Genomic DNA, 20,525 nt, shown 5'->3' with positions numbered 1-20,525 from the left:
CATGCGTCTGCTGCTGGTAGAGGATGACCCCGCCCTCGGCGAAGGGGTGCGCACCGGATTGCGCCAGGAGGGCTACACCATCGATTGGCTGCAGGACGGCGCCAGCGCGCTGCACGCCCTGCAGACCGAGGAATTCGACCTGGTGGTGCTCGACCTCGGCCTGCCGCGCCTGGACGGCATCGAGCTGCTCAAGCGCCTGCGCGGCGGCGGCGCCACCCTGCCGGTGCTCATCCTCACTGCCCGCGACGCCACCGAGGACCGCATCGCAGGCCTCGACGCGGGCGCCGACGACTACCTGGTCAAGCCCTTCGACCTCAACGAGCTGAAGGCCCGGCTGCGCGCCCTGCTGCGCCGCAGTACGGGCCGCGCCACGGTGCTGATCGAGCACGCCGGGATCACCCTCGACCCCTCCAGCCAGCAGGTCACCTACAACGGCCAGACCGTGGTGCTGACGCCCAAGGAATACCTGCTGCTGCACGAACTGCTGGCCCAGCCGGGCAAGGTCTTCACCCGCGAGCGCCTGACCCAGCTGCTCTATGGCTGGGAGGAAGAGGCCGAGAGCAACACCCTGGAAGTGCACATCTACCACCTGCGCAAGAAGCTCTTCAGCGAGCTGATCCGCACCGTGCGTGGCATCGGCTACCTGGTGGAAGGGCAGGCATGAGTTCACTGCGCCAGCGCACGCTGTGGCGGGTCATGGCGCTGCTGCTGCTCGGCACCGGCCTGCTCGCCCTGTACAACCACCACGACAGCAGCCACGAGATCGCCGAGATCTACGACGCCCACCTGGCGCAGAACGCCCGCCTGCTGCAGGGGGTGATGAGCATGCCGCTGGCCGACCCCGAGCGGCAGGCCCTCTACGCCGCCTACAACGACGCCCTGGCCAAGGCCGGCAAGCACCGTGTCGGCCACCCCTACGAGAGCAAGCTGGCCTTCCTGGTGTGGCGGGAGAACGGCGACGTGCTGGTGCGCACCCCCAGCGCCCCGCAGTTCGACCAGCCGCTGCGCGAGCCGGGCTTCAGCAACCTGACCCTGGACGGCCGCCAGTGGCGCGGCTTCCTCCTGCCGGTACCGGAACAGCACGTGCTGATCTGGGTGGGCGAGCGCAATGACGTGCGCGGCGACCTGGTCTCGCGCATCGTCCGCCACACCCTGGCGCCCTTCCTGGTGGGCAGCCTGGCCCTGGCGTTGCTGGTCTGGCTGGCCATCGGCTGGGGCCTGAAGCCGCTGCAGAACATGGCCCGGGTGATCCGCGCACGGCACGCCGAATCCCTCGAACCGCTGCAACTGGTGCCGCTGCCCCGGGAGCTGGAACCCATGCAGGCAGCCCTGAACCGCCTGCTCGGGCAGATCGACGCGCTGCTGCGCCGTGAACACCGCTTCATCGCCGACGCCGCCCACGAAATGCGCACGCCGCTGGCCATCCTCCGGCTGCACGCGCAGAACGCCCTGCAGGCGGAGAACGAACAGGACCGGCGCAAGGCGCTGGACTTCCTCATCGGCGGGGTGGACCGGCTCAGCCGGGTGGTCAACCAGCTGCTGACCATGGCACGGGTCGAGCCACTGCTGGCCCAGCGCCCCTGCACCCCCATCGACCTGGCCAAGGTGGTCACCGACACCCTGGCCGAACTCACCCCGTGGATCATCGGCAAGGGCATGGAGCCGGCCATGGAGATCGAGCCCGGCGACTACCACCTGGACAGCGATGCCGGGGTGATCGGCATCGCCGTGCAGAACCTGGTGGCCAACGCGGTCAACCACTCGCCCCCCGGCGGGCTGATCCGGGTGTCACTGCGGCGGGAAGGGGATGAACTGCTGCTGGCCGTGGACGACCAGGGCCCAGGCATCGAGCCGGACAAGCTGGAGCGGGTGTTCCAGCGCTTCTACAGCGAGGGCAACAGCCACGGCGCCGGCCTTGGCCTGTCCATCGTGGCGATGATCATGGAGCGCCTGGGCGGCAGCGCCAGCCTGCACAACAAGCCGGAAGGCGGCCTGGTAGCGACCCTGCACCTGCCCCTGGCGCGGCCGCTGGCGGCCTGAACCGCCTCAGGCAGTCGGCAGCAGCAGGCTGAAGGTGGAACCCACCCCCAGCGTGCTGCACAGCTCGATGCGGCCGCCGTGGGCGAGCATGATCTGCTCGGAAATGAACAACCCCAGCCCCAGCCCCGCCACCTTATCGGCGCCGCCGGCCCGTTCGAACTGCTGGAAGATGCGCTTCTGGTCCTCGGCGCAGATGCCGATGCCCTGGTCGCGCACCTCCACCCGCGCCCATTCGCCGTCACGCCGCACCACCACCTGCACCGGGTTGCCGGTGCCATAGCGCAGGGCGTTGCTGAACAGGTTGCTGACCACCTGCTCGATGCGGAAGGCATCCCACACGCCGGTCACGCCGTCCTCCACCTGCAGGTCCAGCGCGCAGTCGGCAGCCTCCATCTGCGCGGCGAAGTTCTCCGCCACATGGCGCACCAGTTGCCCCAGCTCGCAGGGCTCGGGGCGGATGGAGAGCTTGCCGGTGCGGATGCGGGAGACATCGAGCATGTCCTCGATCAGCCGGACCAGGCTGCGAATCTGCCGTTCGTCCCGGTCGAACAGGGTGCGCAGGCGGGCCTCGGTGAACACCGCGACGTTGCCCTTGGCCAGATGGTTCTGGCGCAGCTGGGTGTCAAGCATCAGGCCGTTGAGCGGGGTGCGCAGCTCGTGGGAGACGATGGACATGAAGTCGTCGCGCATCTGCACCGCGCGCTGCAGCTCGGCCTGGGTGGCGCGCAGTTCGGCCAGCAGGGTGTCCTGCTCGCGGCGCGCCGCCTCCAGGGCTTCCAGCTGCTGGGCCATCAGCTTGCGCTGGCGGTGCAGCTCGACGAACACCGCCACCTTGCTGCGCACGGCGTGGGTGTCCAGCGGTTTGTAGAGGAAGTCCACCGCGCCGCTCTCGTAGCCCTTGAAGGCGTAGTTCAGCTCGCGGCCGGCGGCGCTGACGAAGACGATGGGGATGTGCTTGGTCTTCTCCGTGCCGCGCATCAGTTCGGCCAGCTCGAAGCCGTTCATGCCCGGCATCTGCACGTCGAGGATGGCCAGGGCGAACTCGTGCTCCAGCAGCAGGGCCAGGGCCTCGTCGGCGGAGGCGGCCTGGTGCACCTCGCGGCCTTCCTCCTTGATCAGGGCTTCCAGGGCCAGCAGGTTCTCCGGCAGGTCGTCGACGATCAGCAGCTTGCTTGGTGGATTACTCGGCATGGGATGGGTCCAGTCGTGCCAGGAGGTCGCGGATGCCCCGCAACGGGAGGATGTGGTCGGGACGGTGGGTGGCCAGCGCGGCCTCGGGCATGGTCGGCACCTGGGCGTCGTGCGGGTCCTGCACGACGCTGAGGCCGCCCTGTTGCTGGATATAGGCCAGCCCGCGGGCACCGTCTTCGTTGGCGCCGGTCAGCAGCACCCCCACCAGGCGCTCACCGTAACAGTCGGCGGCGGACTCGAAGAGGATGTCGATGGAAGGCCGGGAGAAGTGCAGCGGCTCCTCGCGGCTGAGGGAGAAGCTGGCGTCGCGCTCGATGGACAGGTGATAGCCCGGCGGGGCGACGTAGAGGGTGCCGGGGGCCAGGCTCTCCTTGTCCCGGGCCTCGCGCACGCGCACCGCCAGGCGCCGGGCGAACAGGTCGGCCAGCAGGCTCTCGCGCCCTTCGGGCAGGTGCAGCACGCAGGCCAGGGTGAGCGGGTAGCCCGCCGGCAGCCCGGCGAACACCTGCAGCAGGGCCTCCACCCCTCCGGCGGAGGCGCCCACCACAACGGCCGTGCGCTCGGGCCCGTTCATAGCTTGCGGAACACCCGTTCCGGGCGGTTGAGGGCTTCGAAGTGGCCGGCATAGGCGGAGAAGTCGAGGCTCTCCTTGCTGCCCAGGCCGAGGAAGCCGCGGTGGCAGAGCGATTCGTGGAACAGGCCGAGTGCGCGGTCCTGCAGCTGCTTGTTGAAGTAGATGAGCACGTTGCGGCAGGAGATCAGCTGGGTCTCGGAGAACACGCTGTCGGTGGCCAGGCTGTGGTCGGCGAAGGTCACGTTCTCGCGCAGCAGCTTGTCGAACAGGGCGCCGTCGTAGGCGGCGGTGTAGTAGTCCGACAGCGAGCCCTGGCCGCCGGCCAGGCGGTAGTTCTCGCTGTACTTGCGCATGTCGTCGAGGGCGTAGATGCCGCGCCGGGCCTTCTCCAGGGAGCGCGGGTTGATGTCGGTGGCGTAGATCAGGGTGCGCTCCAGCAGCCCTTCCTCGTGCAGCAGGATGGCCATGGAATGCACTTCCTCGCCGGTGCTGCAGCCGGCGATCCACACCTTGAGCGAGGGGTAGGTGCGCAGGATGGGCACCACCTCCTGGCGCAGGGCGAGGTAGTAGGAGGGGTCGCGGAACATCTCGCTGACCGGGATCGTCAGGTACTGCAGCAGCTCGTGGAAGGCCTGCGGGTCGTGGATGATGCGCTCCTGCAGGGCCGAGATGGTGGCGCAGTCGAACTGCCGCAGGGCGTAGAGCACCCGGCGCTTGAGGGAAGCGCCCGAGTAGTCGCGGAAGTCGTAGCTGTACTTGAGGTAGATCGCCTCGATGAGCAGGCGCAGCTCGATTTCCTGGGTGCGGTCGGCCATCTAGATGCGCTCCAGACGCGGTAGCCAGACACGGATCAGCGAGAACAGGCGATCCAGGTCGATGGGTTTGGCCAGGTAGTCGTTGGCGCCGGCGCGGATGCACAGGTCCTGGTCGTCCTTCATCGCCTTGGCGGTGACGGCGATGATCGGCAGCTTGGCCCAGCGCGGCTGCTGGCGGATGCGCCGGGTGGCTTCGTAGCCATCCATCTCCGGCATCATCACGTCCATCAGCACCAGATCGATATCGTCCACGGCTTCGAGCTTGTCCAGCGCCTCACGTCCGTTGCGAGCGATTTCCACCCGCGCGCCCTTCTGTTCCAGGGCGCTGGTGAGGGCGAAGATGTTGCGCACGTCGTCGTCCACCAGCAGGATCCGCCGCTCTTCGAACACACGGTCGCGGCTGCGGGCGGTCTTGAGCATCTTCTGCCGTTCGCTGGAGAGTTCCGACTCGACCTTGTGCAGGAACAGGGTGACCTCGTCCAGCAGGCGCTCCGGCGAGCGCGCACCCTTGATGATGATGGAGCGGGAATACTTGAGCAGCTCGGCCTCTTCGTCCCGGGAGAGGTTGCGCCCGGTGTAGACGATCACCGGCGGGAAGGAGCAGATGTCCTCGCTGCCCATGCGCCGCAGCAGCTCGTTGCCCTGCATGTCGGGCAGCTTGAGGTCGATGATCATGCAGTCGAACAGGGTGCTGCGCAGCAGCTCCAGGGCCTGCTCGCCGAACTCGACGGCGGTGATCTGGATGTCGTCGTCGCCGATCAGCCGGGCGATGCTGTCGCGCTGCAGGGCGTCGTCCTCCACCAGCAGCACGCGCTTGACCTTCTGGGTGAGCTTGGCTTCGAGGCGGGCGAACACGTCCTTGAGCTGCTCGCGGGTGGTGGGCTTGACCGCGTAGCCCACCGCGCCCAGGTGCAACGCGGCCTCGCTGAGGTCCTCCACCGAGATGACGTGCACGGGAATGTGGCGGGTGCGGGGCGTGTCCTTGAGGCGCTGCAGCACCGAGAGGCCCGGCTCGTCGGGCAGGCGCATGTCCAGCAGGATGGCGTCCGGTGCATGGCGCTCGGCGAGGTGGAAGCCTTCATCGGCGCCATGGGCCACCAGGCAGCGGTAACCCAGCTCGTGGGCCAGGTCGTAGAGGATCTGGGCGAACTTGGGCTCGTCCTCGATCACCAGTACACAGCGCTCATCCGACGGGGCCTGGTCACGGTCGTCGGGGAAGGTGGGGATCGGCGCGTGGGTGGCCGGTGCCAGGGTCGCCGCCACGGCCGGGCGGGCGGGCGGCGGAGTCGGCGCACTGGGCTTGGGCGCGGGCAAGGGCGCCGGCGGCTCCTCGGCCGGCGCCCAGTGTTCCGGCAGCACCAGGGTGAACAGGCTGCCCCGGCCCGGCTCGCTGCTGGCCTGGATGCTGCCGCCAAGCAGCTGCGCCAGGTCGCGGGAGATGGACAGGCCGAGGCCGGTGCCGCCGTAGCGGCGGTTGGTGGTGCCGTCGGCCTGGCGGAAGGCCTCGAAGATCAGGTCCAGCTGGTCGGCGCGGATGCCGATGCCGCTGTCGCGCACGGCGAAGGCGATGCCCTCCGGAACCCGCTCGACCCGCAGGGACACGGCGCCCTGGTCGGTGAACTTGATGGCGTTGGACAGCAGGTTCTTGATGATCTGCTCCACCCGTTGCCGGTCGGTGCAGAGCTGGTCGGGCACGTCGTCAGCCACCTCGACGCTGAAGGCCAGGGCCTTCTGCTCGGCCAGCGGGGTGAACAGCTCGCGCAGGCCCTCCACCAGGCGCCGCACCGGGGCGTTCTCGGCGCGCAGGTCGAGCTTGCCGGCCTCGACCTTGGAGATGTCGAGGATGTCGTTGATCAGGTTGAGCAGGTCGTTGCCGGCGGAATAGATGGACTCGGCGAACTTGACCTGCTCGTCGTTGAGGTTGCCCTCGGGGTTGTCGGCCAGCAGGCGGGCGAGGATCAGCGAGCTGTTCAGCGGAGTGCGCAGCTCGTGGGACATGTTGGCGAGGAACTCGGACTTGTAGCGGCTGGCGCGCTGCAGCTCCTCGGCACGGGCCTCCAGCTCCAGGCGGGCCTGCTGCAGGGCGGTGTTCTTGTCGTCCAGGTCATCGCGCTGGGCGGCCATCTCCTGGGCCTGTTCGGCCAGGCGCTCGTTGGTCTGCTCCAGTTCGGCCTGCTGGGCCTCCAGGCTGGCCTGGGACTCGCGCAGCACGCGGGACTGTTCTTCCAGTTCCTCGTTGGCGGTCTTCAGCTCTTCCTGCTGCACCTGCAGCTCTTCGTTGAGCTGCTGGGTCTCGCCCAGCACTTCCTGCAGGCGCTGGCGGTAGCGGGATGCGTCCATGGCGGTGCCGAGGTTGCCGGCGATCAGCGGCATCAGCGCCTGGTCGCGGGCGGAGAGGCGCCGCAGGAAGCCCAGCTCCAGCACGCCGTTGACCACGCCGTCGCTGTGGGTGGGCACCAGCAGCACGCCTTCGGCGTCGGTCTGGCCGAGGCTGGTGGCGACCTTGAGGTAGCCGGCGGGCAGGTCGTCCAGAGCCATCACGCGGTTCTCCTGGGCCGCCTGCCCCACAAGGCTTTCGCCCGGCAGGATCTGGTCGGGCGCCTGGTCGTCGCGCTCCAGGCCGTAGCTGGCGACGCGCCGCAGGGTGCCGCCCTCTTCCCGCAGGTACAGGGCGCCCACGGCCATGCCCAGGTAGGCGGCAAGGAATTCCAGGGCGTTACGCCCGATCACCGGCAGCGATTGCTGGCCGAGCAGGCGCTCCGACAGGGCCGCCTGGCCGTCCCCCAGCCAGCGCTGCTGGGTGAGGTGCTCGCTGTGGGCACGCTGCTGGGCAAGGGACTCGCCGTAGGTGCTGGACAGCGCCACCAGCTCACGGCGCCCGAAGTACGCCAGCGCCCCCGCGAAGGTCAGGCTGAACAGCAGGTAGAGGCTGATGGTGAAGATGGCGGTGGAGTTGGCCTTTTCGTTGCGCTCGTGGCGCAGCTGCCGCTCCATGTTGATGAAGGTGCGGTATTGCTCGCGGATGGCGTCCACCAGTTGCTTGCCACGGCCTTCGCTGACGGTGTCGGAGACGTTCTCGCCGTTCTGCTTGCGGCTGATCATCTGGGTGGCGAAGCGGTCCCACTCACCCTGCAGGGCTTCGATGGCGCGCACCCGCTCGACCTGGGCAGGGTTGTCCGCCACCAGTTCGCGCAGGCCCTCCATGGCGGCCTTGATCCGCGGCCGCGCCTGTTCGTAAGGCTGCAGGAAGGCTGCATTGCCGCTGATCAGGTAGCCGCGCATGCCGGATTCCTGGTCGACCGACAGGCGCAGGCCATCGTTGGCATTGCTGATCACCTGGTCGGTGTGCTCGACCCAGCTGAGGACATAGAGCAGGTAGGAGATCAGGGCCACGAACAGGGCGGCCCCGGCGACGCCCACCCCCAGCGGCAACGCAACGTTGCGCGCGAGGATGCGACGGAAACGCGTCTCGTCTGTCAGATCATTGGTCATCTGGCTTCCCTGGCTTAGCGCCGAAAATCACCGATATGAAGGGTAAAACTGCGGGTCCGGCATGGTAATGCGAGTGTTTGCATTAACCAATCGAATCCTGGGCGACGATGGGGTTCCGCATTATCGCTTCGCTTGGAGCACCTTAAGCGTGGGAAAGGTTCACATAAATTGTGGGAATTTTTTCTGCCCGTGTTCTTCTAAACTGCCGTACCCGGTCACGCACTGTCCGGGTGCCCCGCGCACCGATGCGGCGCGGACACGGGGGCGCCTCGGCGCCAACCGTGCTATATCGCCCAGCCCGGCGCCGGCAAGCGCCCGCCATGAACCCGTCGGAGGTTTCCTTGCCCATAGAAGAACGTCACGCCGATGCCCTCGGGCAGGGCACCCCGCCCCTGGGGCGCGTGCTGGTGGTGGAGGATGCCGAGGTGGTCCGCATGCTCACCGTGGAAGTGCTGGAAGAACTCGGCTACGAGGCGCTGGAAGCCGGCGACGCAACCCAGGCCCTGGCGCTGCTGGAGCACGAGTCGGTGGACCTGCTGCTCACCGATGTCGGCCTGCCCGGGATGAACGGCCAGGAACTGGCGACGCGGGCCTGCACCCTGCACCCGTCATTGCGCGTGCTGTTCGCCACCGGCTACGCCGAATCGATCCGCCCCGACCCCGCCCGCGCCGCCCTCCAGGACGTGATCGCCAAGCCCTTCGGCATCGAGGAACTGCGCGGCAAGGTCAGCGCCCTCCTCGCCCGCTGACCGCGACGGCCTGGCACTGGAATTGCCAGGCGTTTGCGCGTAGGGTGCGCCGCACCCGCTTTTCCAGGCCTTCTTGCGTCCGCGCGACAATCGCCTGCAATGATGCGACAAGCCAGCGAAACCGCCCGGTCACGCCCCGGAAGCGCCCTTGGCGCCCCCTGGGGCCTATGCTAGGTTGCCCCCTCGCCAGGAAGGCCGATCGCAGCCGGAGCGCATCCGAACAATAAGAGGAACCCCCATGGCCGAGGCCACGCCCGCGCTAGAAATCCGCGACCTGCATAAACGCTACGGCGAACTGGAGGTGCTGAAGGGCATTTCCCTGACCGCCCGCGACGGTGACGTCATTTCCATCCTCGGTTCCTCCGGTTCCGGCAAGTCCACCTTCCTGCGCTGCATCAACCTGCTGGAGAACCCGCACAAGGGCCAGATCATCGTGGCCGGCGAGGAACTCAAGCTGAAGGCCGCCCGCTCCGGCGAACTGGTGGCCGCCGACAACCGCCAGATCAATCGCCTGCGCAGCGAGATCGGCTTCGTCTTCCAGAACTTCAACCTCTGGCCGCACATGACGGTCCTCGACAACATCATCGAGGCGCCGCGCCGCGTGCTCGGCCAGAGCAAGGCCGAAGCCACCGAGGTGGCCGAGGCGTTGTTGGCCAAGGTCGGCATCGCCGACAAGCGCCACGCCTACCCCGCCCAGCTCTCCGGCGGCCAGCAGCAGCGCGCGGCCATCGCGCGGACGCTGGCGATGCAGCCTAAAGTGATCCTGTTCGACGAGCCCACCTCGGCCCTCGACCCCGAGATGGTACAAGAAGTGCTTAACGTGATCCGCGCACTCGCCGAAGAGGGCCGGACCATGCTGCTGGTGACCCACGAGATGAACTTCGCCCGCCAGGTGTCCACCGAGGTGGTCTTCCTCCACCAGGGCCTGGTGGAGGAACAGGGTCCGCCGCAGCAGGTGTTCGAAAACCCGACCTCGGCGCGTTGCAAACAATTCATGTCCAGCAATCGCTAAAACACGGAGCAAGTACGCATGAAGAACTACAAGAAGATCCTGCTGGCCGCTGCCGCCACCCTGGCCTTCGGCACCCACGCCGTGGCCGCCGACAAGCTGAAGATCGGCACCGAAGGCGCCTACCCGCCCTTCAACCTGATCGATGCCAGCGGCAAGGTCGGTGGCTTCGACGTCGAGGTCGCCCAGGCCCTGTGCGCCAAGATGAAGGTGGAGTGCGACGTGGTCACCTCCGACTGGGACGGCATCATCCCGGCCCTGAACGCCAAGAAGTTCGACTTCCTCGCCGCCTCGATGTCCATCACCGAGGAACGCAAGCAAGCCGTCGACTTCACCGACGCCTACTACACCAACAAGCTCCAGTTCATCGCCGCCAAGGACGCTGACTTCAAGACCGACAAGGCCAGCCTGAAAGGCAAGGTCATCGGTGCCCAGCGCGCCACCATCGCCGGCACCTGGCTGGAAGACAACATGGCGGACATCGTCGACATCAAGCTCTACGACACCCAGGAAAACGCCTACCTCGACCTGGCCTCCGGGCGCGTCGACGGCGTGCTGGCCGACAAGTTCGTGAACTGGGAATGGCTCAAGAGTGATGCCGGCAAGGGCTTCGAATTCAAGGGCGAGCCGGTGTTCGACAACGACAAGATCGCCATCGCCGTGCGCAAGGGCGACCCCCTGCGCGAGAAGCTGAACGCGGCCCTGAAGGAAATCGTCGCGGACGGCACCTACAAGAAGATCAACGACAAGTACTTCCCTTTCAGCATCTATTGATGCCCGCCTGACCGGCGCCGCCCACGCGGCGCCGGTCCCCAGCAGTAGCCTTGCAGATGAACCTCGACCTCTACGGATTCGGCCCCGCCCTGGCGGCCGGCACCCTCATGACCATCAAGCTGGCGCTCTGCGCGCTGTCGCTCGGTCTGGTGCTGGGTCTGCTCGGTGCGCTGGCCAAGACTTCCCCCAAGAAGCCGCTGCAGTGGCTTGGCGGGACCTACTCCACCCTGGTGCGCGGGGTGCCCGAGCTGCTCTGGGTGCTGCTGATCTACTTCGGCACCGTGAACCTCATGCGCGCTATCGGCGAGACGATCGGCGTGCCCGGTCTGGAGCTGTCGGCCTTCGCCGCCGGTACCATCGCCCTCGGCCTGTGCTTCGGCGCCTACGCCACCGAGGTGTTCCGCGGCGCCATCCTGGCGATCCCCAAGGGGCACCGTGAGGCCGGCCTGGCACTGGGCCTGTCCAACGGGCGCATCCTCTGGCGCCTGATCCTGCCGCAGATGTGGCGCATCGCCCTGCCGGGCCTGGGCAACCTGTTCATGATCCTGATGAAGGACACCGCGCTGGTCTCGGTGATCGGCCTCGAGGAAATCATGCGCCGCTCGCAGATCGCCGTGACCGCCAGCAAGGAGCCCTTCACCTTCTACCTGGTGGCGGCCTTCATCTACCTGGGCCTGACCGTCCTCGCCATGATCGGCATGCACTGGCTGGAAAAACGCGCCGGACGCGGCTTCAAGAGGAGCGCGGCATGAACTGGGACGTGATCATCAAGTACCTGCCGCGCCTGTTCGACGGGGCGCTGCTGACCCTGGAGCTGGTGGCCATCGCCGTGGTCGCCGGGCTTATCCTGGCGCTGCCCATGGGCATCGCCCGCGCCTCCCGCCACTGGTACGTGCGTGCCCTGCCCTACGGCTACATCTTCTTCTTCCGCGGCACGCCGCTGCTGGTCCAGCTGTTCCTGATCTACTACGGCCTGGCCCAGTTCGAGGCGGTGCGCCACAGCGACCTGTGGCCGTACCTGCGCAGCCCGTTCTGGTGTGCGGTCATCACCATGACCCTGCACACCGCCGCCTACATCGCCGAGATCATCCGCGGGGCCATCCAGGCCATCCCGCCGGGCGAGATCGAGGCGGCACGGGCACTGGGCATGTCCCAGGCCAAGACGCTGGTGCACATCATCCTGCCGCGCGCGGCGCGCATCGGCCTGCCGGCCTACAGCAACGAAGTGATCCTGATGCTCAAGGCCAGTGCCCTGGCGAGCACGGTGACCCTGCTGGAGCTGACCGGCATGGCACGCACCATCATCGCCCGCACCTACCTGCCGGTGGAGATCTTCTTCGCCGCCGGGGTCTTCTACCTGGTGATCGCTTTCGTACTGGTCCGCGCCTTCCGCCTGTTGGAGAAATGGCTGCGGGTCGACGCCTGCCAGGGCCGCTGACCCTGAGCGCCGCTCCCACCCGGGAGCGGCGTATACTCCGGCTCCCCGACATCACCCCACGTCCTCCCAGATGCCTCATCCCGCTCCGCTCCAGGGCGCCGAACTGCTGGAACGCTTCCAGGCGCTCGACCGTTTCCTCGTCGACGGGCAGCGCTTCTGGCAATCCGAGCCCTTCACCGAGCCTGTCCTGCTCTGGGAATCCGAGCTTCCCGAACTCGCGGCCTGGCTGCGCAGCCGGACACTGGAGCAGGCCGAAGCCACCCATGGTGAGCTGGTCCTGCCCGACGCACCGGCGCCCTTCGCCGAACTGGCCGCCACAGCCCGCGCCCTGACCACACTGCCGCCGCTGGACAGCCTGGGCAACGGCGAATGGCCGGCCAAACTGGAGCTGGATGTACCCGGGCGCAAGTGGCAGCAGATCCGCGCCTTCGCCGATCACCTCGCCTTCCAGAGCCAACCCCGGCACTGGCTGGACTGGTGCGCCGGCAAGGGCCACCTCGGCCGCGCTCTGGCCTGGCGCCACGGCGAGCTCACAGCCCTGGAACTGGACCCACAGCTGGTGGAGGACGGGCAACGCCTGAGTGATCGCGTACCGATCAAGGCCCTCCACCGCCAGCAGGACGTGCTGGCACCCGACACGGGCCATTGCCTGGCCCCGGAACACACCACCGTCGCCCTGCATGCCTGCGGCGACCTGCACGTGCGCCTCATGCAGCTGGCCAGCCAGGCCGGCTGCCAACAGCTCGCCATTGCCCCCTGCTGCTACAACCGCATCGCCAACGAGGCCTACACCCCACTCTCCGCCGCCGCGCAGGCCAGCACACTCCACCTGGGCCGCCGTGACCTGCGCTTGGTGCAGAGCGAGACCGTCACCGCAGGCGCGCGCGTCCGTCGCCAGCGCGACCGCTCCATGGCCCGCCGCCTGGCCTTCGACCACCTGCAGCGGCAACTGCGCGGCAGCGACACCTACCTGACCACGCCCTCCTTGCCGGTCGCCTGGCTGGACAAGCCGTTCGACCGGTACTGCCATGACCTGGCAGCCCTTCGCGTGCTCACCATCACCACCGAACCGGATTGGGCAGCGCTGGAAGCCCTCGGCTGGCAACGCCTGGCCCAGGTACGCAACCTGGAGCTGCTGCGGGCCCTCTACCGGCGTCCCCTGGAATGCTGGCTGCTGCTGGATCGGGCGCTGTACCTGGAGGAGCAGGGCTACCGGGTCAAGGCCGGTCCCTTCTGCGCCCACCACCTGACGCCGCGCAATCTGATGCTCTTGGCCGAACGCGAAAAGTTGCCCACAGAACCTGTGGATAACTCTGTTGATGCTTTCTGAGCAACACCCCGGAACGCCTTCAAGCCGCCACGTTGGTCGAGTCGGTCATTTTCTGGCCAGGTCGGCAAAGCGCCTGTGAAACAGCCACTTGCGGCATTTCCATGAACAGCGTCACAGGCTTGCTGCACGATCGTCCCAGCTTCATGCCTTTTGTGCATAAGCATCGGCCGACATCACGCCCTCCCTCCGAGGGAGGTTTACTCGGCCCAGCCAATCGCTATAATGGCGCCCCTCGCCGGTATAGCTCAGCAGGTAGAGCAACTGACTTGTAATCAGTAGGTCCCGGGTTCGATTCCTGGTGCCGGCACCATCTTTTAAAGCCCCGCTATTGCGGGGCTTTTTGCTATCCGGCCAGCGCACTTCCCCGGACATCCGGCTTCGCCCACCAAAGGACTTGGAAGGCCCTGCACAATCCACGACCATAGGCCGTTCGCGGCTCATACCCCACGTCACAACAGGTCCACAACATGCGCATCCTTATCACCGGCGGAGCCGGTTTCATCGGTTCGGCCCTCGTCCGACACCTGCTGAACGAGACGGACCATGAGGTCCTCAACCTCGACAAGCTGACCTACGCCGGCAACCTGGAATCGCTGGCCAGCATCGAAGGCCATCCCCGTTACCGCTTCCTCAAGGCCGATATCGCCGACAGCGAAGCAGTAAGCCGTGCACTGGCCCAGTTCCAACCGGACGCCATCATGCACCTGGCCGCCGAGTCCCATGTGGACCGCTCCATCGATGGCCCGGCGGCCTTCATCCAGACCAACATCGTCGGCACCTATGCCCTGCTGGAAAGCACCCGCGCCTACTGGTCGTCCCTGGACGCCGAGCGCAAGGCAGCCTTCCGCTTCCACCACATTTCCACCGACGAGGTGTATGGCGACCTGCATGGTGTGGACGACCTGTTCACCGAGACCACGCCCTACGCCCCCAGCTCGCCCTACTCCGCGAGCAAGGCCGCGTCCGACCACCTGGTCCGTGCCTGGCACCGCACCTATGGCCTGCCGGTGCTGCTCACCAACTGCTCGAACAACTACGGCCCCTATCACTTCCCCGAGAAGCTGATTCCGCTGATGATCCTCAACGCCCTCGAAGGCAAGCCGCTGCCGGTCTACGGCGATGGTCTGCAAGTGCGCGACTGGCTGTTCGTCGAGGATCACGCCCGCGCCCTGGTGGAGGTGGTGACCCGTGGCCAGGTGGGCGAGACCTACAACATCGGCGGTCACAACGAGCAGAAGAACATCGAGGTGGTGCGCGGCATCTGCACCCTGCTGGAAGAGCTGGCCCCGGCCAAGCCCGCCGGCATCGCCCGTTTCGAGGACCTGATCACCCACGTCAAGGACCGCCCGGGCCACGACCTGCGCTACGCCATCGACGCCGGCAAGATCGAGCGGGAACTGGGCTGGAAACCCCAGGAGACCTTCCACAGCGGCCTGCGCAAGACCGTGCAGTGGTACCTCGACAATCTGGAATGGTGCCGCCACGTACAGGACGGCAGCTATCAACGCGAACGGCTGGGAGCCCACGCATGAAAGGCATCATCCTCGCGGGGGGCTCCGGCACCCGCCTGCACCCCATCACCCTCGGCGTGTCCAAGCAGCTGCTGCCGATCTACGACAAGCCGATGATCTACTACCCCCTCTCGGTGCTGATGCTCGCCGGCATCCGCGAGATCCTGATCATTTCCACCCCCCAGGACCTGCCGCAGTACCGCAACCTGCTGGGCGATGGCAGCGCCTTCGGCGTCAGCCTCGACTACGCCGAACAGCCCTCGCCGGATGGCCTGGCCCAGGCCTTCCTGATCGGCGAAGACTTCATCGGTGACGACTCGGTGTGCCTGATCCTCGGCGACAACATCTTCCACGGCCAGCACTTCACCGAGAAGCTCAAGCGCGCGGCCAGTGGTGACAAGGGCGCGACCGTTTTCGGCTATTGGGTCAATGACCCGGAGCGCTTCGGCGTCATCGAGTTCGATGCGCAAGGCCAGGCCCTTTCCATCGAGGAGAAGCCCGCCAAGCCCAAGTCCAGCTATGCCGTTACCGGGCTGTACTTCTACGACAACGACGTGATCCGGATCGCCAAGGCCGTGAAGCCCTCGCCGCGTGGTGAGCTGGAGATCACCGACGTCAACAATGCCTACCTCGCACGCGGTGATCTGCGGGTGGAAAAACTCGGCCGCGGCTTCGCCTGGCTGGACACCGGCACCCACGACAGCCTGCTGGAAGCCGCCCAGTACGTACAGACCATCGAGCACCGCCAGGGACTCAAGGTGGCCTGCCTGGAAGAGATCGCCTACCAGAACGGCTGGATCGACAAGACGCTGCTGCTGGAGCGGGCCAAGGCCTTCGGCAAGACCGGCTACGGCCAGTACCTCTTCAAGCTGGCGGGAGAACAGGCATGAACGTCATCAAGACCGACCTGCCGGACGTACTGATCCTCGAACCCCGCGTCTTCGGCGACGAGCGCGGCTTCTTCATGGAGAGTTTCAACGCCCGCACCTTCGAAGAGGCCACCGGCCTCAAGCGGGACTTCGTCCAGGACAACCACTCCCGCTCGCAAAGGGGCGTGCTGCGCGGCCTGCACTATCAGCTGCAGCAACCCCAGGGCAAGTTGGTGCGCGTCACCGCTGGTGAGGTGCTCGACGTCGCCGTCGACATCCGCCGCAGCTCGCCCACCTTCGGTCGCTGGGTCGGCGTTCACCTGTCCGCCGAGAACAAGCGCCAGCTCTGGGTTCCGGAAGGTTTCGCCCACGGCTTCGTGGTGCTCAGCGAGTTCGCCGAGTTCCTCTACAAGACCACCGACTACTACGCCCCGGCCCATGAACGCTGCATCCGCTGGGACGACCCGACGCTCGCCATCGACTGGCAACTGGGCGAAGCCCCCCAGCTCTCCGCCAAGGACCAGGCCGGCGTGCGCCTGGAAGACGCCGAGGTGTTCCCGTGAAGATCCTCGTCACCGGCCACAGCGGCCAGGTCTCCCGTGAACTGGCGCTGGCCCTCGCCGGCCAGGGCGAACTGCTGATCCTGGGCCGCGACCGTCTCGATCTTGCCGACAGCGAGGCCATCCGCCAGCGGGTCCGCGCCGAGCGCCCGGACCTGATCATCAACGCCGCCGCCCACACCGCCGTGGACCAGGCCGAGAGCGAGCCCGAGGCCGCCTTCGCCCTCAATGCCACTGCCCCCGGCGTGCTGGCCGAAGAGGCCGCTGCCCTGGGCGCGCCGCTGATCCACTACTCCACCGACTACGTCTTTGATGGCCGCAAGACTGCGCCCTATACCGAGGACGACCAACCCAACCCGCTGGGCGTCTACGGCCGTAGCAAGCTGGCCGGGGAAGAGGCGATCCGCGCGGTGGGCGGTGCACACCTGATCCTGCGCACCAGCTGGGTCTACTCCCTGCACGGGCGCAACTTCCTGCTCACCATGCAGCGCCTGCTGCAGGAGCGCGAACAGCTGAACGTGGTGGACGACCAGGTCGGCGCACCCACCTGGGCCGGCGACATCGCCATCGCCACCGCCGCCCTGATCCAGCGCTGGCAACAAGGCCGCCAGGCCTGGGGCACCTACCACTTCACGGCCGGCGGCGAGACCTCCTGGTTCGGCTTCGCCAGCGCCATCGCCGAGACGCTCAAGGCCCAAGGCAAGCCCTGCGCCCGCCTGGAGCCCATCCCCAGCAGCGCCTACCCGACGCCCGCCCAACGGCCGCTCAACTCGCGGCTGGACGGCAGCAAGCTGCGGCGCGACTGGGACGTCGCCCTGCCCGACTGGCGCCAGGGGCTGGAGGCGTGCCTGCGCCACCCTCGCTGAGCCCGCCGGTGTCATAATGCGCCCCACCCCGGGCGCATCCTGACACCATGACCGCGAACACCCTCCCCTACCGACCCCGCTGGCGCAGCCTCGTGCTGCTGGCGCTGGTGCTCGCGCCCCTGCTCTGGCCCGCGCACCACCTGGCCGACCGCTACTACAACCGCACCCTGGCCGAGCAGAACCGGCAGACCCTCGACCTCTATGTCGCCAACCTGCTGGGCACCCTGCGCCGCTTCGAGGTGCTGCCGCCGATCCTCGCCGACCTCCCGGCCCTGCGCGAACAATTGGCCGCCCCCCAGGACAAGGCCCGCCTGGACGCCGCCAATCGCCTGCTGAGTGAGGTGCGCGAGGAAACCGGGGCCGACGTCATCTACCTGATGAACCCAGAAGGCCGCACCCTCAGCTCCTCCAACTGGGACAAGGCCGACAGCTTCGTCGGCCGCGACTTCTCCTTCCGCCCCTACTTCCGCGAAGCCCTGCAGGGCCGCCAGGGGCGCTTCTTCGGCCTGGGCACCACCTCCGGCAAGCGCGGCTACTTCTACGCCAGCCCGGTGCAGGAGCAGGGCCGGGTGATCGGCATCCTGGTGGTCAAGGTCGACCTGGACGACGCCGAAACCCTCTGGGGCAACACACCCGAGCAACTGATGGTCACCGACGGCAACGGCGTCGCCATCATCACCTCCCGCCCCCAGTGGCGCTTCCACGCCACCCGCGAGCTGGACGCCGCCGAGCGCGCCGCCATCGCCGCCAACCAGCCCTACCCGACCCAGGTGCCAGAGCCCCTGCGCCTGCGCAGCCAGGACTGGATCACCCAGAGCCGCGAACTGCAGGAAACCGGCTGGACCGTCAGCATCCTCGCCCCGCGCCTGCTGATCGACCGCCAGGTGCGCACCACCGACGCCATCGTCGCCGCCACCCTGCTCGCCCTGCTGCTGCTCATCGGCCTGATGATGCAGCGCCGCCGGCACTACCTCGACCGCATCGCCCTCGACGCCCGCGCCCGCCAGGAGCTGGAAGCCCGCGTGCAGGAGCGCACCCGCGACCTGGAGGCCCTGAACAACCGCCTCAAGGACGAAGTGCTCGAACGCGAGCAGGCCCAGCAGGAACTGGTGCGCGCCCAGGACGAACTGGTGCAGTCCGGCAAGCTCTCCGCCCTCGGCACCATGTCCGCCAGCATCAGCCACGAGCTCAACCAGCCCCTGGCGGCCATCCGCAGCTACGCCGACAACGCCGTGGTGCTGCTCGACCACCAGCGCCACGACGACGCCCGCGCCAACCTCAACCTGATCAGCGAACTGACCGGGCGCATGGCCTCGATCATCGCCCACCTGCGCGCCTTTGCCCGGCGCGACCGCCACGCCCCCGAGAGCGTCGCCCTGCAGCCGGCGGTGGACGACGCCCTCGCCCTGCTGGCCAAGCGCCGCCGCGCCATGGACGTGGAACTGGTCCGCGACCTGCCCGAGGCCCAGCTCTGGGTACAGGCCGGCGAAACCCGCCTGCGCCAGGTGCTGGGCAACCTCCTGGCCAACGCCCTAGACGCCCTGGGCGAAAAGCCCCAGCCACGGCGCATCTGGATCAGCACCGCCGCCCCCGAACCCGGCATCGTCGAACTGCACCTGCGGGACAACGGCCCCGGCTTCAGCGCCGAGGCCCTGCAACGGGCCCGTGAACCCTTCTTCACCACCAAGACCAGCGCCCAGGGCCTGGGGCTCGGCCTGGCCATCTGCGACAGCCTCATGCGCGCCCTGGGTGGCGAACTGCTGTTCGACAACCACCCCGAAGGGGGTGCCCTGCTGATCCTGCGCCTGCGCACCGCCGTACCCGGCGCCAACCCCCTGTCGCCCGAGGACATCGCCTCATGACCGTACCCCTCGACCCCACCGTCCAGGTCCTGCTGATCGACGACGACCCGCACCTGCGCCAGGCCCTCAGCCAGACCCTCGACCTGGCCGGCCTCAAGGTCGCCAGCCTGGGGGATGCCAAGGGCGTCGCCGACGCCCTCGATCCCGACTGGCCCGGCGTGGTGGTCAGCGACATCCGCATGCCCGGCATCGACGGCCTGGAGTTGCTGCGCCAGCTGCACGCCCGCGACCCGCAGTTGCCGGTGCTGCTGATCACCGGCCACGGCGACGTGCCCCTGGCCGTGCAGGCCATGCGCGCCGGTGCCTACGACTTCCTGGAGAAGCCCTTCGCCAGCGACGACCTGCTGGACAGCGTGCGCCGCGCCCTCGACCTGCGCCGCCTGGTGCTGGAGAACCGCAGCCTGCGCCTGGCCCTCTCCGACCGGCAGCAGCTCAGCGCCCGCATCATCGGCCAGTCCGCCGCCAGCCAGCGCCTGCGCGACCAGGTCGGCGCCCTCGCCGCCACCCAGGCCGACGTGCTGATCCTCGGCGAGACCGGGGCCGGCAAGGAGGTGGTCGCCCGCGCCCTGCACGACCTGTCGAGCCGGCGCGACGGCCCCTTCGTCGCCATCAACGCCGGCGCCCTGGCCGAATCGGTGGTGGAAAGCGAGCTGTTCGGCCACGAGCAGGGCGCCTTCACCGGCGCCACCAAGCGCCGCATCGGCAAGTTCGAGTACGCCAACGGTGGCACGCTGTTCCTCGACGAGATCGAGAGCATGAGCCCCGATGTCCAGGTCAAGCTGCTGCGCCTGCTGCAGGAGCGGGTGGTGGAGCGCCTCGGGGCCAACCAGCTGATCCCGCTGGACATCCGCATCATCGCCGCCACCAAGGAAGACCTGCGCCAGGCCGCCGACCAGGGCCGCTTCCGCGCCGACCTCTACTACCGCCTCAACGTCGCCAGCCTGCGCATCCCGCCGCTGCGCGAGCGGGGCGAAGACATCCTCCTGCTGTTCCGCCACTTCGCCGAAGCCGCCTCGGCCCGACACGGCGGCCAGCCGCGCCCGCTGGACGCCGGCCAGCGCGCCACCCTGCTGGCCCACAACTGGCCGGGCAACGTGCGCGAACTGCAGAACGCCGCGGAACGCTTCGCCCTGGGCCTGGACCTGGCGCTGGACAACAGCGCGCCGGAGGTGCCCCTCAGCGGAGGCGGCCTCAGCGAACAGGTGGAAGCCTTCGAGAAGGCCCTGATCCAGGCCGAGCTGGCCAACCCCCACAGCTCCATGCGCAGCCTGGCGGAAGCCCTCGGTCTGCCGCGCAAGACCCTCTCGGACAAGCTGCGCAAGCACAACCTGGCCTTCATCGGCGGAAATCCGAACGACGACGGCGAAGGCTAGGCGGAAAACCGCCCAGCGCCACACGCGCTCTGCAGCCACAGGGCACGCCGGGCAAGGGTTTCAGCCATGGAA

The 20,525-nt window shown here is 67.9% G+C and carries 18 protein-coding genes and 1 tRNA gene; 15 read left to right on the top strand and 4 right to left on the bottom strand.

The genetic code is table 11. From position 1 onward, the window contains the following. The first annotated feature begins 1 nt into the window (after window position 1). Both FBY21_RS21840 and FBY21_RS21835 read left to right on the top strand, forming a co-directional pair. A complete protein-coding gene (locus tag FBY21_RS21840; RefSeq protein WP_044405381.1) occupies window positions 2-664 on the top strand; it encodes a response regulator in 663 nt (220 codons plus the stop codon). Beyond that, complete coding sequence (locus FBY21_RS21835) at window positions 661-2,040, top strand: ATP-binding protein (RefSeq protein ID WP_142013631.1); 1,380 nt, start codon at window positions 661-663, stop codon at window positions 2,038-2,040. Before FBY21_RS21840 ends, FBY21_RS21835 begins: the two co-directional genes overlap by 4 nt. Window positions 2,041-2,046: 6 nt before the next feature. Here FBY21_RS21835 and FBY21_RS21830 read toward each other — a convergent pair whose 3' ends face one another. Genes FBY21_RS21830 through FBY21_RS21815 form a run of 4 tightly spaced genes read right to left on the bottom strand, consistent with a single transcriptional unit; the run spans window position 2,047 to window position 8,112 of the window. Further along, window positions 2,047-3,231: a hybrid sensor histidine kinase/response regulator gene (locus tag FBY21_RS21830; RefSeq protein ID WP_142013629.1), complete on the bottom strand. Its 1,185-nt coding sequence runs from the start codon at window positions 3,229-3,231 to the stop codon at window positions 2,047-2,049. Continuing rightward, a complete protein-coding gene (locus tag FBY21_RS21825) occupies window positions 3,221-3,805 on the bottom strand; it encodes a chemotaxis protein CheB (RefSeq protein ID WP_074973876.1) in 585 nt (194 codons plus the stop codon). The genes FBY21_RS21830 and FBY21_RS21825 overlap by 11 nt, the downstream gene beginning before the upstream one ends. After that, window positions 3,802-4,620: a CheR family methyltransferase gene (locus tag FBY21_RS21820; protein ID WP_044405374.1), complete on the bottom strand. Its 819-nt coding sequence runs from the start codon at window positions 4,618-4,620 to the stop codon at window positions 3,802-3,804. Before FBY21_RS21820 ends, FBY21_RS21825 begins: the two co-directional genes overlap by 4 nt. Further along, on the bottom strand, window positions 4,621-8,112 hold the full coding sequence (locus FBY21_RS21815; protein WP_142013627.1) for a response regulator: 3,492 nt from the start codon (window positions 8,110-8,112) through the stop codon (window positions 4,621-4,623). Window positions 8,113-8,453: 341 nt separating this feature from the next. Between FBY21_RS21815 and FBY21_RS21810 the strand changes: the two genes are divergently transcribed. From FBY21_RS21810 to dctD, 13 genes are all read left to right on the top strand, one after another. Then, on the top strand, window positions 8,454-8,861 hold the full coding sequence (locus FBY21_RS21810; protein WP_236213520.1) for a response regulator: 408 nt from the start codon (window positions 8,454-8,456) through the stop codon (window positions 8,859-8,861). A 238-nt stretch (window positions 8,862-9,099) separates the two neighbouring features. Then, window positions 9,100-9,873: an ABC transporter ATP-binding protein gene (locus FBY21_RS21805; protein ID WP_044405371.1), complete on the top strand. Its 774-nt coding sequence runs from the start codon at window positions 9,100-9,102 to the stop codon at window positions 9,871-9,873. Between the two features lie 18 nt (window positions 9,874-9,891). Continuing rightward, window positions 9,892-10,644, top strand: a complete 753-nt coding sequence (locus FBY21_RS21800) for an ABC transporter substrate-binding protein (RefSeq protein ID WP_044405369.1) — start codon at window positions 9,892-9,894, stop codon at window positions 10,642-10,644. 56 nt (window positions 10,645-10,700) lie between these two features. Then, on the top strand, window positions 10,701-11,396 hold the full coding sequence (locus FBY21_RS21795) for an ABC transporter permease (RefSeq protein WP_142013618.1): 696 nt from the start codon (window positions 10,701-10,703) through the stop codon (window positions 11,394-11,396). Beyond that, window positions 11,393-12,082 (top strand): ABC transporter permease, encoded by a 690-nt coding sequence (locus FBY21_RS21790; RefSeq protein WP_074973882.1) that lies wholly within the window; start codon window positions 11,393-11,395, stop codon window positions 12,080-12,082. Before FBY21_RS21795 ends, FBY21_RS21790 begins: the two co-directional genes overlap by 4 nt. 70 nt (window positions 12,083-12,152) lie before the next feature. Then, window positions 12,153-13,412: a methyltransferase gene (locus FBY21_RS21785; protein WP_142013615.1), complete on the top strand. Its 1,260-nt coding sequence runs from the start codon at window positions 12,153-12,155 to the stop codon at window positions 13,410-13,412. Window positions 13,413-13,646: 234 nt separating this feature from the next. Beyond that, window positions 13,647-13,722 (top strand) — tRNA-Thr (locus tag FBY21_RS21780). A gap of 157 nt (window positions 13,723-13,879) precedes the next feature. Continuing rightward, window positions 13,880-14,944: a dTDP-glucose 4,6-dehydratase gene (gene rfbB, locus FBY21_RS21775; protein ID WP_142013613.1), complete on the top strand. Its 1,065-nt coding sequence runs from the start codon at window positions 13,880-13,882 to the stop codon at window positions 14,942-14,944. Then, the gene (rfbA, locus tag FBY21_RS21770) at window positions 14,941-15,813 is read left to right on the top strand and encodes a glucose-1-phosphate thymidylyltransferase RfbA (RefSeq protein ID WP_142013610.1); all 873 of its coding nucleotides are present in this window, start codon (window positions 14,941-14,943) and stop codon (window positions 15,811-15,813) included. Before rfbB ends, rfbA begins: the two co-directional genes overlap by 4 nt. Beyond that, the gene (rfbC, locus tag FBY21_RS21765) at window positions 15,810-16,355 is read left to right on the top strand and encodes a dTDP-4-dehydrorhamnose 3,5-epimerase (protein ID WP_142013608.1); all 546 of its coding nucleotides are present in this window, start codon (window positions 15,810-15,812) and stop codon (window positions 16,353-16,355) included. Before rfbA ends, rfbC begins: the two co-directional genes overlap by 4 nt. Continuing rightward, window positions 16,352-17,218, top strand: a complete 867-nt coding sequence (rfbD, locus tag FBY21_RS21760; protein ID WP_142013605.1) for a dTDP-4-dehydrorhamnose reductase — start codon at window positions 16,352-16,354, stop codon at window positions 17,216-17,218. The genes rfbC and rfbD overlap by 4 nt, the downstream gene beginning before the upstream one ends. A 47-nt stretch (window positions 17,219-17,265) precedes the next feature. Then, window positions 17,266-19,080, top strand: coding sequence for an ATP-binding protein (locus FBY21_RS21755; protein WP_142013603.1), 1,815 nt, complete (start codon window positions 17,266-17,268; stop codon window positions 19,078-19,080). Then, complete coding sequence (gene dctD, locus FBY21_RS21750; RefSeq protein ID WP_044405351.1) at window positions 19,077-20,453, top strand: two-component system response regulator DctD; 1,377 nt, start codon at window positions 19,077-19,079, stop codon at window positions 20,451-20,453. Before FBY21_RS21755 ends, dctD begins: the two co-directional genes overlap by 4 nt. Window positions 20,454-20,525: the final 72 nt, after the last annotated feature.

This window comes from Pseudomonas sp. SLBN-26 (assembly GCF_006715895.1).
GTDB classification, from domain to species: Bacteria; Pseudomonadota; Gammaproteobacteria; order Pseudomonadales; family Pseudomonadaceae; genus Metapseudomonas; species Metapseudomonas otitidis.
Note: the sequence above shows the minus strand (reverse complement) of the source record. Positions and strands in the feature narration are given on the sequence as shown.

Excerpts from the sequence above, each read along its gene's own strand:
- rfbC (WP_142013608.1), top strand. The coding sequence starts at position 15,810 with ATGAACGTCATCAAGACCGACCTGCCGGACGTACTGATCCTCGAACCC.
- FBY21_RS21800 (WP_044405369.1), top strand. The coding sequence starts at position 9,892 with ATGAAGAACTACAAGAAGATCCTGCTGGCCGCTGCCGCCACCCTGGCC.
- FBY21_RS21825 (WP_074973876.1), bottom strand. The coding sequence starts at position 3,805 with ATGAACGGGCCCGAGCGCACGGCCGTTGTGGTGGGCGCCTCCGCCGGA.
- dctD (WP_044405351.1), top strand. The coding sequence starts at position 19,077 with ATGACCGTACCCCTCGACCCCACCGTCCAGGTCCTGCTGATCGACGAC.
- FBY21_RS21835 (WP_142013631.1), top strand. The coding sequence starts at position 661 with ATGAGTTCACTGCGCCAGCGCACGCTGTGGCGGGTCATGGCGCTGCTG.
- FBY21_RS21790 (WP_074973882.1), top strand. The coding sequence starts at position 11,393 with ATGAACTGGGACGTGATCATCAAGTACCTGCCGCGCCTGTTCGACGGG.
- FBY21_RS21830 (WP_142013629.1), bottom strand. The coding sequence starts at position 3,231 with ATGCCGAGTAATCCACCAAGCAAGCTGCTGATCGTCGACGACCTGCCG.
- rfbB (WP_142013613.1), top strand. The coding sequence starts at position 13,880 with ATGCGCATCCTTATCACCGGCGGAGCCGGTTTCATCGGTTCGGCCCTC.
- FBY21_RS21805 (WP_044405371.1), top strand. The coding sequence starts at position 9,100 with ATGGCCGAGGCCACGCCCGCGCTAGAAATCCGCGACCTGCATAAACGC.
- FBY21_RS21785 (WP_142013615.1), top strand. The coding sequence starts at position 12,153 with ATGCCTCATCCCGCTCCGCTCCAGGGCGCCGAACTGCTGGAACGCTTC.
- FBY21_RS21815 (WP_142013627.1), bottom strand. The coding sequence starts at position 8,112 with ATGACCAATGATCTGACAGACGAGACGCGTTTCCGTCGCATCCTCGCG.
- rfbA (WP_142013610.1), top strand. The coding sequence starts at position 14,941 with ATGAAAGGCATCATCCTCGCGGGGGGCTCCGGCACCCGCCTGCACCCC.
- FBY21_RS21755 (WP_142013603.1), top strand. The coding sequence starts at position 17,266 with ATGACCGCGAACACCCTCCCCTACCGACCCCGCTGGCGCAGCCTCGTG.
- FBY21_RS21820 (WP_044405374.1), bottom strand. The coding sequence starts at position 4,620 with ATGGCCGACCGCACCCAGGAAATCGAGCTGCGCCTGCTCATCGAGGCG.
- FBY21_RS21795 (WP_142013618.1), top strand. The coding sequence starts at position 10,701 with ATGAACCTCGACCTCTACGGATTCGGCCCCGCCCTGGCGGCCGGCACC.
- FBY21_RS21840 (WP_044405381.1), top strand. The coding sequence starts at position 2 with ATGCGTCTGCTGCTGGTAGAGGATGACCCCGCCCTCGGCGAAGGGGTG.